General features: G+C 67.3%; 11 protein-coding genes. 6 read left to right on the top strand and 5 right to left on the bottom strand.

Annotated elements, in window-relative coordinates; all coding sequences use genetic code 11:
• Positions 1-3: 3 nt before the first annotated feature.
• The 5 genes from AC6CHL_RS13285 to AC6CHL_RS13265 all read right to left on the bottom strand — a co-directional run bounded on the left by AC6CHL_RS13285 (position 4) and on the right by AC6CHL_RS13265 (position 9,940).
• Positions 4-4,770 (bottom strand): RHS repeat-associated core domain-containing protein, encoded by a 4,767-nt coding sequence (locus tag AC6CHL_RS13285; RefSeq protein WP_498294747.1) that lies wholly within the window; start codon positions 4,768-4,770, stop codon positions 4-6.
• A gap of 19 nt (positions 4,771-4,789) precedes the next feature.
• The gene (locus AC6CHL_RS13280) at positions 4,790-4,915 is read right to left on the bottom strand and encodes a hypothetical protein (protein WP_258223862.1); all 126 of its coding nucleotides are present in this window, start codon (positions 4,913-4,915) and stop codon (positions 4,790-4,792) included.
• Entirely contained in the window at positions 4,912-6,534 is a 1,623-nt protein-coding gene (locus tag AC6CHL_RS13275) for a hypothetical protein (RefSeq protein WP_498294745.1), read from the bottom strand. Before AC6CHL_RS13275 ends, AC6CHL_RS13280 begins: the two co-directional genes overlap by 4 nt.
• Positions 6,535-6,556: 22 nt before the next feature.
• Positions 6,557-8,812 (bottom strand): type VI secretion system Vgr family protein, encoded by a 2,256-nt coding sequence (locus tag AC6CHL_RS13270; protein WP_038691030.1) that lies wholly within the window; start codon positions 8,810-8,812, stop codon positions 6,557-6,559.
• A gap of 162 nt (positions 8,813-8,974) precedes the next feature.
• Entirely contained in the window at positions 8,975-9,940 is a 966-nt protein-coding gene (locus tag AC6CHL_RS13265; protein WP_498294744.1) for a histone, read from the bottom strand.
• A gap of 714 nt (positions 9,941-10,654) precedes the next feature.
• Between AC6CHL_RS13265 and AC6CHL_RS13260 the strand changes: the two genes are divergently transcribed.
• The 6 genes from AC6CHL_RS13260 (at position 10,655) to AC6CHL_RS13235 (ending at position 15,373) form a co-directional block, all read left to right on the top strand.
• Positions 10,655-12,082, top strand: a complete 1,428-nt coding sequence (locus AC6CHL_RS13260; RefSeq protein ID WP_448132833.1) for a Do family serine endopeptidase — start codon at positions 10,655-10,657, stop codon at positions 12,080-12,082.
• A gap of 112 nt (positions 12,083-12,194) precedes the next feature.
• Complete coding sequence (locus tag AC6CHL_RS13255) at positions 12,195-12,560, top strand: hypothetical protein (RefSeq protein WP_019185548.1); 366 nt, start codon at positions 12,195-12,197, stop codon at positions 12,558-12,560.
• 6 nt (positions 12,561-12,566) lie between these two features.
• On the top strand, positions 12,567-13,067 hold the full coding sequence (locus tag AC6CHL_RS13250; protein ID WP_038691035.1) for a phage holin family protein: 501 nt from the start codon (positions 12,567-12,569) through the stop codon (positions 13,065-13,067).
• Entirely contained in the window at positions 13,064-13,528 is a 465-nt protein-coding gene (locus AC6CHL_RS13245) for a hypothetical protein (protein WP_038691036.1), read from the top strand. Before AC6CHL_RS13250 ends, AC6CHL_RS13245 begins: the two co-directional genes overlap by 4 nt.
• A 192-nt stretch (positions 13,529-13,720) precedes the next feature.
• Positions 13,721-14,812: an AI-2E family transporter gene (locus tag AC6CHL_RS13240; protein WP_038691037.1), complete on the top strand. Its 1,092-nt coding sequence runs from the start codon at positions 13,721-13,723 to the stop codon at positions 14,810-14,812.
• Between the two features lie 84 nt (positions 14,813-14,896).
• Positions 14,897-15,373 carry a hypothetical protein gene (locus AC6CHL_RS13235; protein WP_498294741.1) on the top strand — a complete coding sequence of 159 codons (477 nt, stop codon included), beginning with the start codon at positions 14,897-14,899 and terminating at the stop codon, positions 15,371-15,373.
• Positions 15,374-15,426 lie beyond the last annotated feature (53 nt).

The raw sequence follows: 15,426 nt of genomic DNA, 5'->3' as shown, positions 1-15,426 counted from the left end.
ATCCTAGCAATTTGCTCGCGCGTCCATTGTGCCAGCGGCACGAGAGGACGGTGTGCTGATGGTGCCTCCGCCTCGCGATGCCCCATGCCTGACTGCATCTTGCGCGAACTCGCCGACACGGGTTTTTGCTGCCGCACGAACTTGGTTCAATGATCCGCCTTTTTTGGGTACGTTATTCTCAACTGTCATGATGCCTTGCTCATACCCTCGCAGGATATGGTTGCTCATTCTATTGTTTCCTGCTGCCGTCCCAAGATCCACAGGATAGGTCGTAACTACAACATCCGGGTCGTTCAACAGCCTGAGTGCAGGGTGTTTCGAGTTGGATAGCCGTTCGTGGATATCGACACCGCTACCGGTGTAGTACTCATCTCCAAGTTCAATGTGGTAAACGCCTGCCGAGTTCGGCATTGCATCGGCCACTTCCTTCAGGATCAAGCCCCAAGGATCGGCCCATCCGATAGGGTTTTGTCCGTAGGTATACGTGTTGATCGACCCTAGAAGTCGTATCGGGTCCTGAGAGACGTAGGCCCCAACGCGGTTGTCGTAGTAGCGATACCGGTTGTAGTGGAGCCCCGTTTCATCATCAGCGTACTGCCCTTGGAAGCGCAGCGGATTGCTAATTCTCTCGATCTCCACATTTGCCAAGCCCCAAGCAGCAGGGTGCGCCGCCCAGTACTGGGCGCCACCCCCATCCAGCAGGCGAATGGGGTAGCCGTTGGGATCGCATTGATACCAGTAGACGCCAGCTGACGCCCGCTGCCCCTCGACCGCAACTGCAGCACCTGCCTGCTCGCCCCCCGCAGCATGGGGCTGGATTTGATTGTGGACGTGCGGCTCGCTGGAAACAGCAATGGCTTGAGAGACGGAGGGGACAATTCGGGGCGAAATGGATGATTCAGTTATCGCCTCGGGTGCTTTATCAGCGGACACCGATCTTTCAGACCGCTTGGTGCCAAGACTCAACGAACCCAGTGTTGTACCTGTCCCATTTTCTGGTCCCAGAGTCTGTTCTGCTGAGTTTGGTTCCCCGCCTTCTTGACCAGCATCTTCACTCTGGTTGGGCGCGTGTTTCGCGTTTGAAAGGGACAGACTTCCCAGTGCGCCAAGCCCATTCGGACGTGCACTTCTCGCAGATGCTCTGGCCTTTTGCACAGGGATTTCAAGTTCCACTGCAGGCTGGCGCCCCGGCAGGTTGTGCACCGCTGCAGGTCGGCTAGCCTGCCGCAACTCGCGTTCACCTTCTCCATCCCTCAGAGCGCTGGGACTAACCCCTTGGCATTCCAGCTCGTCTCTGCCAGGTACATTCCGTCTCTCCAGCAACGCCAACGGCACGAAGCTCCGCGGGTAATACACATACTCCCGAACCCCCTCATGCAGCTTCCCCAACCGCCGCTGCCGCCGCTTCACCTCGATCAGGCTGGCCACGTTGTCCACCCACACCGGCGCGGCGTCTTCGGCGTCGTTGGCCTGCTTCACCTCGCCCAGCAGCGCGTCGCCATCCCAGAAGAACCACGTGGTCTCGTCCGGATTGCGCTTGAACACCCGTCGTCCCAGCGGGTCGTAGCCGTAGTGCGTGCTCTTCCCACCGCGCCGGCTCTCGGCCAGCCGATGGTTGGCGTCCCAGATCAGTTCCAGGTCGCTGGCGTCGCCGCCGCCCTGGCTGCCCTTGCGCACCATGTCGCCGGCGCGGTCGAACACGTAGTGCACGCCCTGGTAGGTGCCCTCGCGTGTCCACAGCAGCTCTGCCTGGTCGTCGCCACCGGCCACCTTGCGCATGCGCACTTCGCGGATTTCGGTGCGCAGGCGGTCGCCGGCCGGGTCGTTGTAGTACGGGTGCAGCACGCCCTTGGGGTCGGTGTGGGCCAGCAGCCGGCCTATCGCGTCGTAGCGGTATTCGTCCACGCCCTGCGCGCTGTCCTGGCGGCGGGTGAGGTTGCCGGTGCGGTCGTAGTCGTAACGGGTGTCGAACAGCGGTGACGCATCGCGCAGGACGGTCTGCGCGGTGAGCAGGTTGCGCGCGTCGTACTCGAAGCGGCGCTCCACGTGCGCGCTCAGCTGCTCGCGGGTGGTACGGCCCAGCGCGTCACGCTCCAGGGTGATGGGCGCTTCGTCGTTGATGCCCACCTCGATCAACTGGTCGCGCAGGTCGTAGGCGAAGGCAACGGTGTTGCTGGCGCCGGTCTGGCGCTGGATGCGGTTGCCCACTTCATCGTAGGCGTATCCCACGCGGAAGCCGTCCTGCAGTTCCTCCAGCAGTTGGCCCAGCGGGTCGAAGCGGCGGGTGGCGTGCCGGTGCGGGTTGCGCAACGCGATGAGCTGGCCGCGCTTGTCGTACTCGAACGTTTCCTTGACCTGCCGCCCCGGCTGGCGGATGTCCGGCAGGGTCTTGGCGGTGATGCGGCCCATCTTGTCGGTGGCAAACCCGATGCGCTGGCCCAGCGGGTCCAGGGTGGCGGTGAGGCGCCCGGCCGCGTCGTACTCGTAACGACGCGGTTGGCCCCAGTAGTCCACTTCTTCCACGATGCGGCCGAGCGGGTCGCGGGTGAGCGCGTAGGTCTCGCCCCGCTGGTTGATCACCGCCACCAGCTGTTCTTCGGTGTCGTAGCGGTACTCCACCACCTGGCCGTCGGCCTGCAGGCGCTTGCCGATCTGGCCGATGCCCACGTACTGCAGGCGGGTGCGCGCACCGGCTTCGTCCAGATAGGTGACGAGCTGGTCTTCGGCGTCGTATTCGCAGCGGACGCCGGTGCCGTCGGTGGCGAGCACGGCCAGGAGCCGGCCCTTGGCGTCGTAGGTGTACACCGTGGGTTGGCCGAGCGGATCCACCTGACGCTGCAGGCGGCCCAGCGGATCATGCTCGAAGCGGCTCTCGTGGCCCAGCGGATCGCGCACCACCGCCACCAGCCCATGCCGGTCGTAGCCCACGGCAGTGACGGCGTCGCGTGCGTTGGTCTGGGCATGCAGCAGGCCGTGGGCGTCGTAGGCGTAGCGGGTGCTGGCCTGCAGCGGGTCGGTCTGCTCGATCAGCAGGCCGCGGGCGTCATAGTGCTGCTGCCAGGTGTTGCCGTCCGGGTCGGTCACGGCCAGCAGCTGGTCGTTGTCGTCGAACTGCTGCTGCAGGGTGCTGCCATCGGCGCGCACCAGCACCACCAGGTTCCCGCGCTCGTCATACTCGAACCCAGTCCGCAGCCCCTCCGGATCGGTCACCGCCACGGTGCGGCCGAAGTCGTCGTACTCGAAGATGGTCACCCCATCTAGCGGGTCGATCTCGCACAGCGGCAGGCGGTTTTCGTCGAACTTGACCAGGCTCACATGGCCCAGCGAGTCGGTGATGCGGGTTTCGTGCAGCAGTGCGTCGTAGTCGAAGTGGTAGTCGTACAGGCCGCCGTCGCCCCAGGAATGCACCACGCGCCACTGCGCATCGAACGCGTAATAGAACGACAGGCCAACCCGATCGGTATGGCGCACCATGTAGTGCTGCTGGTAGCCGAAGGTGCGCGGGGCATCCAGCGGGTCCACTGCAGCGATCAGGTCACCGTTGGCGTAGCGGTAGCTCACCAGCAGGTGGTTCAGGCCGCTGGCCGGGTCGTGCAGCTGCAGGCGGTCGATGTGGCCCTGGCGCGCGTCCACTTCGATGAAGCGGCCCTGCAGGCCGTCCACGCCGCTTTCCACGATGCGTACCAGGTGGCCGTCGCGGCGCTCGAAGCGCCAGTGGTTGCCGCAGCGGTCTTCGATGCGCTCGATGGGCAGGCTGCGCTCGTGCGGCAGCACCGCCACGCCGGCGGCCGGGGTGGCGTCGAAGTGGTACTGCAGGCCGCCCTTGAAACGCACGACCCACTGACCGTTGTCGCGCCACAGGCGGGCGCCGTCCACGAAGTCCAGGGTGGCCGCGTCCATGCCGTCGCGGCGCGGCAGCTCGGGGAAGAAGGCCACCTCGTCCGGGCCGGACAGCCAGGCGCTGCCGTCGGCCGACAGCGCCAGCGCGATGTCGGCCGGAGTCTGCCAGCCGTAACCGCAGGCGCCGGTGCGCTGGGCATGGCGCGAGGCGTACACGCGGCGCCAGCTGAGCGGCAGGCGGCCGGGAATGCTGAAGTCTTCGTGGCTGACCGAGACGCTGCCGTCGCGGATGTCCACCGGCTCGGCCCGCAGGATCTTGCACTTGAGCGTGCCCGAGGGCAGATGCCCCCACTTGCCCCGGCGCCACGCGGCGAAGGCATCCATCTTCTTGCGGAAGAAGTCGGTCTTGCGCAGCTTACCCAAGCCGGCAAAGGCGGCGCGGAAGGCCATCGCCGTCCACGACACGGTGGGCGGGCCACCGACCTTGACGCTGGTGGGAATGGCCACGTTCAAGCCGGTGGGCAGCGACATGGCGCGCAGCGGCTTCTTGGGCTTCTTCACCCGGAACGGGTTGATCATGCCGGCCAGGTTGCAGTCCAGCACGGGCATGGCCAGCCGCGAGAACGGCTCGCCATCGGCCGACACGGTGCGGCTGCCCATGAAAATCTCTTCGCCGTCGAACTGCGGGCCCATCGGCGCGGCCAGCGGCGGGCCCCACACGCCCAGTGGAATGTGGATGTCCAGCCCGCCGGTGCCGGCGGTGCCGCGGTGCACGCCGTTGACCTTGATGGTGGAGCCGATGAACGGGATGTAGTCGAACGGGTCCAGCACCAGGCCGATGTGCGGCGTGGGCAGCGGGCACGGCGGCATCGCGTACATGTGGATGTCGATGCCCAGCTGCGGATCGAAATGCTTGGCGGCAATGCTCACGGCAACACTCCTGTGTTGCTTACAGCGCGCGCAGCAGGGCGCGCAGGAAGGCTTTGACTTCGTCGCGGTATTCCACGCCGAGCCACACCACGATGGCCATGCCCAGCAGCACGGCGACGGTCATGACCAGAATGCGGGTATTCATGCGGCAACAACTCCAGGGGTGGCCGCAGGCGGTGCGACGTGGGCAAGGTCGGTACCGGCCAGCAGCGGGCCGGGGTCGGGCAGCGGCTGCATGGCCGGCGGTTCGCTCCAGACCGGAATCTCGTGGTCGAGCGGGTGTTCGATGGTGGGCAGGCCGTTCCAATGCGGGTCGAGGTACTCACGCCCTACCGCGACGATCTTTCGGAAGAACTCGTCGCCGCCCTGCACCAGCCGTTCGCGTTCCTGCTGGGTGCGGTGGAAGGTCTGTTCCAGGCCCGCATGCAGCTGGGCGTCGATGACATCCAGCTGCACGCGGGTGGGCGTGGGGCCGAGCTTGGCGGCGACCTCTTCGGCCTGCGCGTGCAGCGCGGTGGTCTGTTCGAGATAGGCCGGGGCGGTGAGCTGGATCTTCTCGGCGCGGCGCAGGTCCTGCAGCTGCAGCAGGTCCCACAGCGCCTGCGGCAGGGTGGTGGCCTTGCGGTCCTGCGTGCTGAGGGGCTTGGCGATGCGGATGGCTTCCAGCAGCTGGGTACGCGCTTCCTCGCGCTTGCCGTGCTGGAGCAGGCAGTAGCCGGCCATGCGCTGGCCTTCCAGCTGGAACATCGGGTGCGGGATGGTGGCTGCCGAGGTGGACGCCTGCAGGTAGGTCTGCGCGGCGCGCTCGGGGTTCTTGGCGGTGAGCCAGCAGCCGGCTTCGCCGAACCAGCTCTGCATGACCAGCTCGGGCGCGGCAGCGTTGCCGGCGCTGCGGGCGGCATCGGCGGCGCTGCGCGCCTGGCGGTAGGCGGTGATGGCCTGGCCGTGGTCGCCGGCCTTGAGCCAGGCACCGGCCACCATCATCTGCACCACCGAGGCCTGCTCCTGCCAGCCGTGGCGCTGGGCCAGCCCCAGCGCGCGCTCGGCGCGGGCCACCACCTGCTGCGGGCTGCCGCGCTCAAGCAGCAGCATCAGGTCGGCGAGCAGCTGGCGGTACAGGACTTCCGGGCCGGTGCCGCCGGACTGCGAGGCGGTGTCGCGGGCGATGGCAAACATGTCCACCGGCGCGTCGATGCGCGCGGCCACGCTGGCATGGCGCTCAAGCAACGGCTGCCAGCGCGGGTCTTCCTCGGTGTCCACCAGCACCAGGCGCAGGCGGTCGCCGGGGGCGGCGGCCAGGGCCGCATCCACCCAGCGTTCGAAGCCGTCGCCGGGCACCATGCGCTCGGGTTCCAGCACGGCGGCCAGCAACCGCAGGTGGTTGCCGTGGTGCTCGGCGAAGCTGTCCAGTACCTGCACCACGCCGGCGGCGCTGTCGGGGTGCTCGGCATGCGGACCGCGCCAGCCGAGCGTGATGCCCTGCCCGCGCAGTTCGTCCTGGCTGCCCAGGTAGCGCTCGAGCAGGGTCTGCTTGATCTGTCGGCTGTAGCGGAAGCCGAGCTCATAGGGCGTGTCCACGCGCAGGAAGTAGTCCGGCGTGTCGCGGCCCTGGTCGTGCCGCTGCATCTCGAAGAAGGCGGCCAGCAGGCGGCTGGCGTTGGCCGGCAGCCGCCAGACCAGCAGCCGCCGGCTGGGGTCGGCGGCGGCGGCAAGCCAGGCGTCGCTGAGGCGTTGGATGCCGCGCAGCATGGGGGTGTCGTGCATGGGTGTCCCTCCGATGGACCGGTCAGCAGTTGAGCTTGATCTCGCTGCCGTTGACCGACACGCCACCGCTGTTGATGACCACTTCCGAGCCGCCGGCGGAGATCTTGATCTCGCCGTCGGTGATCTCGATGAAGGCGCCGCCCACCGCCGCGGTGAGCTTGCTGGCCGAGCCGAGGGTCATGTCGCCGTTGGACAGCTGGCTGTGGGTGCCACTGACTTCGTGCTCGAAGGTGCCGTCCACGCCCACGGTGCGTGCGCCGATGTTGGTGTCTTCCACCGCGCCCTGCACGCCGCGCTTGTCCAGCCCGGTGATGGTGGTCTCGCGGCCGGCCGAGTATTCCTGGGTGACCTTGCCGATCACCTGGCGCAGCGAGGTGGAGGTAACGGTTTCCTTCCAGGTGCCGGTGCGCTGGCTGGTGTAGTTGCCGGTGAGGGTGGTGCCGAAATCGCCGGTGATGGTTTCGGTGTAGCCGGCCGCGGCGATGGTCTTGGTCTGGCCGGACTGGTAGGCCTCGGTGACGGCGCCGGTGACGTTGGTGGTGCGGGTGCCGGTGACGCCCAGGGTGTCGGTGCCGGTGACGGTGATGCCCCGGTTGGCACCCACGCTGATGTCCTGGTTGGCGCCCACGCTCATGCTGTGGTTCACCGCCACCGCGGTGGACTTGTTGTTCTGGATGCTGGCGTTCTGGTCGTTGAGCACGGTGGTGACCATGTCGCGCTGGGCACGCATGTTGAGCAGCTCGCCACCGGCGGTGTCGTGCATGGTCATTTCGTTCCAGCCGGCGCCCTTGACCGTCTTGGACTTCAGGCCGCTCACTTCCAGGCCGAACGGCGGCATGTTCTCTTCATTGAAGACCCGGCCAGTGATGATCGGGCGGTCCGGGTCGCCGTCGAGGAAGTCCACCACCACTTCCTGGCCCACGCGCGGCGGCGATACCCCGCCCATGTCCGCGCCGGCCCATGGGCTGGCGCTGCGGATCCAGCAGGAGCTGTTCTCGGCGCCGTTGTCGCGGCGGTCTTCCTTGCGGTCCCAGTGGAACTGCACCTTCACCCGGCCGTAGGCATCGGCATGCAGTTCTTCGCCGGGCGGACCCACCACGGTGGCGGTCTGCGGGCCGGGCATGCGCGGCCACGGGGTCTGCCGCAGCGGGCGGTAGGGAATCTTGCGGCGCAGCACCTCGGCCTCGATGGCGTGGCTGGGCGCTTCGGCGCTGGCGAAATCGCTGGCGAAGTTGTTGCGCCCTTCGCGCTGCAGGCGCACCACGAAGAACTGGCGGTCTTCGGCGCCGCGGCCGATGAAGTCCGGCTGTTGTTCCAGGGTGAAGCAGCCGCCCGCCTGCAGCCCGGCGGCGTTGCCGGCGCATTCGAACAGCTTGGTGGGCCACGCGGTTTCTTCATTGCGCACCGCCGCCAGCGCCTCGCCAATGCGGCTGTCGGCGAAGCGGGCCGCACCGTCGTACCGGTACTGGGTGAGTTCGGGCAGCACGCCGCGCGGCGCCTCGTTGCCGCGCACCACGCGCAAGGGCGTGCTGGGCTGCTTGAAATCAAAACTGCTCAGCGCGTGCGCGCCAGGGCCCACGCGGCGGCGGGCACCCCAGCGGTGCAGGCCGGTCTGCTGCTGCACGCCCTGGTCGGCACGGAAGTACACCGGCGCCGGTTCGCCCAAGGCCACGCTCAGGGTGGAGTCGTCGCTGAGCAGCAGGGTGTGGCCGTCTTCGTCGTGGCGGAAGCTGTAGTAGATGCCGGCGTCTTCGAGCAGGCGCGAGACGAAAGCGAAATCGGACTCGTTGTACTGCACGCAATAGGGCAGTTTGGGCAGCTTGCCGGTGTCCAGGTCGTAGTCGAAGCGGGCCAGGTCGGGGTAATCGGCGAACACCGTTTCCACGATCTTCAGCACGTTCATGTCCTGGAAGATGCGGCAGTTGCTGGTGTAGTCCAGAAAGGCGAACCACGGCGCGATCTCGGCGCGGTAGGCACTGAACTGCGCCTCGCGGCCGGTGCTGGCGAATTCGCGCACGTAGCCGTGGACGCCATGGCCGCCGAACTCGTCGCCCAGGATCAGCCGCAGCGGCTGGCCCACCAGCTGTTTGAGCTCCAGCCGGGGTTGGATCGAGAGCAGCTCGACCTGGTAGGCGAAGGGATGGGACACGCGTTCGCTGCCGTCGAACCGCTTGACCAGGAAGGTCTGCGGGTCCAGCACGGTGTCGACACGGATGAGGCGGTGGTCCTGGTGCAGGCGGGTGAGCGCGTGACCGGCGGTGAGGGCTTCGGCATACATCGGGCGTTCCTTCGTCCCATGACTTCGAGATCCCGACTCTGCCATTTCTGCATGACGTGCGCCAACATTCTGACGCGGGTATTGCGTAAACCCCTTCAGCTTTGTGCAAGCGAAGGTGGCCCATCACGGCGCCCGCCCGCAGGCAGGCGCCGTGGTCACCCCTTACTTGCGGGCGCGCTTGGCCGGGGCCTTGCGGGCCACGGGCTTGGCAGCACGCTTGGCCGGGGCGGCCTTGCGGGCAACGGCCTTCTTGGCAACGGCGGTCTTCTTGCCGACAGCCTTCTTGGCCACGGCGGTCTTCTTGGCGACGGCCTTCTTGGCCACGGCAGTCTTCTTGCCGACGGTCTTCCTGGCTACGGCGACCTTCTTGCCGACGCTCTTCTTGGCAACGGCGGTCTTCTTGCCGACCACCTTCTTGGCGGTGGCGGACTTCTTGGCCACAGCCTTCTTGGCCACGGCGACCTTCTTGCCGACGGTCTTCCTGGCAACAGCCGTCTTCTTGCCGACGACCTTCTTGGCGGTGGCGGACTTCTTGGCCACAGCCTTCTTGGCCACGGCGACCTTCTTGCCGACGGTCTTCTTGGCCACGGCGGTCTTCTTGCCGACGACCTTCTTGGCGGTCGCGGTCTTCTTGGCCACGGCCTTCTTGGCCACGGCAACCTTCTTGCCCACAACCTTCTTGGCGGCGGCGGTCTTCTTGGTCACGGCCTTCTTGGCGGTGGCGACCTTCTTGCCGGCAACCTTCTTGGCAGCCTTGGTGGTCTTGGTCACGGCCTTTTCAGCGGCGGCCTTCTTCTTGGCAACCTGCTTCTTCAGCGAGGCGGCTTCGGCCTTGGCGTTGCTCTTGGCCGTTTCCAGCTTCTTCTTGGCGGTGGCCAGGGTCTTGCCAACCGACTTGGCGGCCTTGTCGGCCTTCTTGGCGACGGTCTTCTCGGCCTTCTGCACGGCCTTCTTGACCTTGGCAACCTGGGTGGTGGCAGCCTTGCGTGCGCGCTTGACGGTCTTCTTCACCGACGCCACGGCATCCTCAGCGGCGGTAGCGATGGTCTCGCCCACGTTGCCGGCCACTTCTTTCACTTCGTCGACGCCCTGCGACAGGGTCGCGGTCACACCATTACCGTTGCTCATGATTGCCTCCTAAGGGGCCTGGTCAGTTAAATCGCTGGCGATGCTATACCGGCGCGGTCCATCGTGGAACGGTCTTGTCGCAGCCTGTGAGCCGCACCTGTGCTTGGCGGGACGACGCCAGCGCTGCCCGGCAAACCAGGCGTTGGCAGCAAACCCCTTTAAAACAGCTTCCGTGCACGGCACGTGCGTTGCCGTGCCGGTCCTTCCTGCGCGCGTCGAGCGCTAGTGACGCGACGTGCAATTGGCTGTCGTACGCGTTCGGTTGGTTGGCTTTTACTGCACAACTGCGCTGCCTTCGCGCTCGAAAAGGCCGGCGGTGTTGGCCCGGTCAACCCGCCGAGGCATGCGGCAGAGGGCGGGGGTCGGGGTTGAAAACGGGGTCATGCAGCGGGCCCATCCTGGTCGCAGACATGACGTCACCGATGACCTGCATCGGCGGCATGGACAGCGACAGGGGACAGCGGGGTGCGTGCCACCGATGGTTGGTCGACGGCGGCATCGCGCGCATGGCCGACCCCGCCGCCGGCGCGCAGCCGACCGCTGCACGGCGGCCTTCAACGACACCAAAGCGGATGGCGCGGGAGCGTCGCCCGCCGCGCGGCGGGCCGGATTTCATTCGCGGTTTAGGCGCAGGCAGCCACACTCATTCAGCTTGCTTTACCTTATAGAGGCTTCTGCCTCCCACGCCGCTCTTCGTTACGGAACCGACGGACCATGCGACCGCTCCCCACCCTGCTCACGCTCGCCCTTGCCGCCGCCTTCGGTGGCTTTGTCGCTTCGGCGATCAACGTGCACCTGGACAACCGTGCCGAAGCAGCGCCGGCGTCGCTGGTCATTCCGGCCACGGCGGCATTGCCGGCCTCGGTGGCCGGGCAGCCGGTGCCGTCGCTGGCGCCGATGCTGGAACGGGCCATGCCCGCGGTGGTCAGCGTCAACACCAAGCAGGTGGTGCGGGTACGCAACCCGTACTTCAACGACCCGTTCTTCCGCCGGCTGTTCCCGGAAGTGCCGCAGGAACGCATAAACGAATCGCTGGGCTCGGGCGTCATCATCGACGCCAGCGCCGGGCTGGTGCTGACCAACCACCACGTCATCGACAACGCCGACGACGTGCAGGTGACGCTGGCCGACGGGCGCACGGTCAAGGCCGAGTTCATCGGCTCGGACCGCGACACCGACATCGCGTTGATCCGCATTCCCGCCGACAAGCTCACCGCCCTGCCGCTGGGCAACAGCGACCAGCTGCGCGTGGGCGACTTCGTGGTGGCCATCGGCAACCCGTTCGGTTTCAGCCAGACCGTCACCTCCGGCATCGTGTCGGCGGTGGGCCGCAGCGGCATCCGCGGGCTGGGCTACCAGAACTTCATCCAGACCGACGCGTCGATCAACCCGGGCAACTCCGGCGGTGCGCTGGTCAACCTGCAGGGCCAGCTGGTGGGCATCAATACCGCCAGCTTCAATCCGCAGGGCAGCATGGCCGGCAACATCGGCCTGGGCCTGGCCATTCCGTCCAACCTGGCGCGCGACGTGGTCGACCAGCTGGTCAAGCACGGTGTGGTGGTGCGCGGCACGCTGGGCGTGGAAGCGCAGAACCTGACCCAGCAGATCGCCCAGGGCCTGGGCTTGAACGAAGCGCGCGGCGCGCTGGTGACGCGGGTGCTGGCCGGCTCCGGCGCGGCCGCCGCCGGGCTGCGTCCGGGCGATGTGGTGGTGTCGGCCAACGGCCAGCGCGTGGACAGCGCGCAGGCGCTGCACAACATGGAAGGGCTGGCGCCGGTGGGCAGCACGCTCACCCTGGACATCCGCCGCGACGGCAAGGCGCAGCAGCTCAAGGCCACGCTGAAGGAACAGGCGCGCGCGGTCAGCGGCGACACGCTGGACCCGCGCCTGGCCGGTGCCACCTTCGTCGACCTGCCCGAGTCGCTGCGCCAGGCTGGCATCAGCGGGGTGCAGGTCAGCGAGGTCAAGCGCGGCAGCCGCGCGGCCAGCTCGGGCCTTGCCGCCGGCGATGTGATCACCGAAACCACGGCCGGCGAGTTCGCCGACCTGGCCAGCTGGCGGGCCAATTTCCAGCAACGCCCGCCGCAGCTGGTGCTGCGCATCGTGCGTGGCAACACGCCGGGCGTGCTGGTGATGCGATGAACGGGTCAGCAAGCCCTAACGCCCCTTACACCCCGCCGATGCTATTACCTTGTGTTCGTTACCGCAGGTCTGCTGCGGTCACCTTCCCCATCGCACATAACGGAGAGTCACGATGAGCCCCACCAATACCGAGAACCTGAAGGAACACCTGGGCGAAGCCGGTTCGCACCTGAAGTCGGCGGCCACGGCTGCGGGCGGCGCGATCAAGGGCGCCACCGGTGCCGCTGGCGACGAACTGCGTATCGGCAAGGCCAACGTCAAGGCCGAGCTGTCCGACACCGCGCTGTCGGGCCTGGCTGCCGCCGAGTTCGGTGGTGCCGCCGCCAAGGAACAGGTGGATGCCCTGATGGACAAGGGCAAGGACCTGGTGGACAGCGCCGCCGAGCTCATCCGCGAGCGTCCGCTGGCGTCCTTCGGCGTGGCCTTTGCCGCCGGTTGGATCATCGCCAAGCTGGCGCGCAGCGGCGGCGACAAGTAATCCGGCGTGAGCGATCAAGCCCAGTCGACCGCCACCGGTGGCGCGGATACCCCGCCACCGGACGGCGCTGAGAAGGCGCCCCACCTGGATGAGAGCATCCGCCAGGTGGGTGCTGCCGGTCGTGACACGGTAGAGGCGGCCAAGCACACCCTGCGGTCCCTGCGCCGGTTGGCCTCGGCCGATTTCGCGTTGGCGCGCAGTGCCTTCGGGCGGGCGCTGGCGTGGAGTGGCGTGGCGATCGTGTTCGGTGCATCGGCCTGGCTGTTGCTGGCCGGTACGCTGATCGCGCTGATGGTGCGCTGGGGCATGAGCTGGTTCCACTCGCTGCTGATCACCTCGATCCTCAGCCTGATCGTGACCGGCTATGCGATGTGGCGGGTATCGTTCTTCTTCCGCCATACCGGCATGCATGCCACGCGTCGCCAGTTGTCGCGGCTGGGGCTGTATGACGAACCCAGCGAGGAAGATCCCGATGCCGACGTCGATACGACGGGGGCCAAGCGATGAATTTTGAAGCCTTGCGGCAACGTGTACAGCGTGCCGAACTGGTGGTGGCGGTGCGGGTGGAGAAAACCCGCAGCAGCTGGTTCAGCCTCAGCGGCGCATGGCGGGCCGGTTGGACGCCGTTGCGCATCATCACCGTGGGCCTGGCCGGCGGTTTCCTGGCCGGCAAACTGGAGCCTACCGGGCTCGGGGCGAAGGTCCAGGGCGCGCGCTGGCTGCAGATGATCGGCTCGGTGTCCAACCTGTTGGCCAGTACCCAGGCCGCGTTTGCGTCGATGCAGGCCAGTGAAGCGGCCGATACCGCCGAGCAGGCCGCCGACAAGGTGGACGATGCGGTGGACAGTGGCGTGCCGCGCCAGCCGCCCGCGCCACGCGCCGCGGCCACCGCAGCGCCGCGTGTTGACGCCGATGACCAGCGCCAGCCGCAGCCGGCTGAAGCGGCGACGGATCTTTCCGAGCGCTGAGCCGCACCGGTCCACCGGCGCACTGCACCTGAAGCCCTGCCGCCGCCGCGGCGGGGTTTTTTATTGCGCGCCCCGCACGCGGTGGGCCTGGTTGTGTCCCGCCAACGAGCGGGTGCATGTGACCCCGCCACCAACACGCCGCCCGCACCCGGCTTGCCCAATAATGGCGCACCTTTCCTGCCCGGCGCCCGCATGAGCGTTCCTGCCGTTTCCCTCGATGACACCGTCACCGCGCCCCCACCGCCGCGTCCGCGCGCGCCGATGTCGCTGGTCGTGCTGGCCACGCTGGCCGTGGGGTTCACGCTCTGGGCCGCGCAGGAGGTGATCCTGCCGGTGCTGCTGGCGATGTTCCTGGCGCTGGTCTGCAACCCGATCCTGCGCCTGCTGGGCAAGCTCTGGATTCCCCGCTTCCTGGGCGCGGTGCTGGTACTGGGCCTGGGCCTGAGTGGTGCCGCCGCACTGGGCGTGCAGCTGGTGGGGCCGGCCATGGAGTGGGCGCAGGAAGCGCCGCAGCAGCTGCGCAAGGTGGCCCGCCAGGTGCAGGACCTGACCAAGCCGGTGCAGCAGGCCAACCAGGCCGCGGAGAACTTCGCCCGCGTCGCCGGGGGCGAGAGCAGCCGGCGCGTGCAGATCGTGCGTACCCAGCTGGACGACCCCTACAAGGTGCTGACCCGCGCGCCACGGCTGGCCGCGTCGGTGCTGGCGGTGGTGCTGTTGACGCTGTTCTTCATGATCTATGGGCAGAACCTGCAGAAGCATGCCATCGCGCTGTTTCCCAGCCGCCAGCAACAGCGCTTCACCACCGACATCCTGCGTTCGATCGAACGCGAGGTATCGCGTTACGTCCTCACCATCACCGTCATCAACGCCCTGGTCGGGCTGGTGTTCTCCGGCGTGTTGCTGCTGCTCGGGATCAGCCTGCAGGAAGCGCTGCTGTGGGGCACCGTGGCGGCCCTGCTGAACTTCGCACCGTACGTGGGACCGCTGATCGGCGTGGCGCTGATGCTGCTGATGGGCTTTGTGGAGTTCAGCGATCCGCTCAAGGCCCTGCTGCCGGCGGCCTGCTACCTGGCCCTGCACACCATTGAAGGCCAGGTGGTCACGCCGATCGTGTTGGGCCGGCGCATGGCGATCTCGCCGTTGATCCTGATCCTGTCGCTGCTGGTGTTCGGCTGGCTGTGGGGCATGATCGGGCTGCTGCTGGCGGTGCCGCTGCTGGTCTGCGTCAAGCTGGTGCTGGCGCGGCTGGACGGCATGCACGGCTGGGCGCGGCTGCTCGAGTGAGCATGTAATGCCGAGGATTCGGCTGGCCGCACACTCATGATGCTGCCAGAATAACCGCCCTTTTTTCGGATGGACCCGGCCTTGATGTCTTCCCTTGTTACCCGTTGCCTCGCCCTCGCCGGCCTTGTCACCCTCGCTGCGCCGGCGTTGGCCGCTCCCCTGCCCAGCGCCGACGTGGCCGGGCGCCAGCTGGTGGAAGCGGTCACCTGCAAGCGCCACCTGACGCCTGCGCAGTTCGCCGCCCTGGCCAAGGTGCTCAAGCCCACCGAGCTGCAGGCTTACGGCGCCCTGTCCGACGGTGAGTATGCGTTGACCACGCCGCTGCTGGTGCTGGGCCAGCCGGTGAACCGCCTGCACCTGTACGACGGCGCCAATGGCGAGGACGGCATCGACAGCTACACCGCGTACTTCAGCACTGCCAGTGTCGAGCAGATCGCCGCGCTGGCGAAGATCCGGGACAACGTAGCCGGTGACTACACCCTTGAGGTGGGGCGCCATGACCTTAACGTGCGGCAGCAGGATGGCCAGGCATCCATCGGCTGTTCCTACGACCTGCGCTGAAGGATCTTCACCGGCGATCCCTGCGCGCGCCATGAAAGCCCGCGCGCGCAGGC

It is taken from the genome of Stenotrophomonas sp. GQ19, from assembly GCF_059758695.1.
The sequence above is the reverse complement of the archived record's forward strand: the minus strand, read 5'-3'. Positions and strand labels throughout refer to the sequence as shown.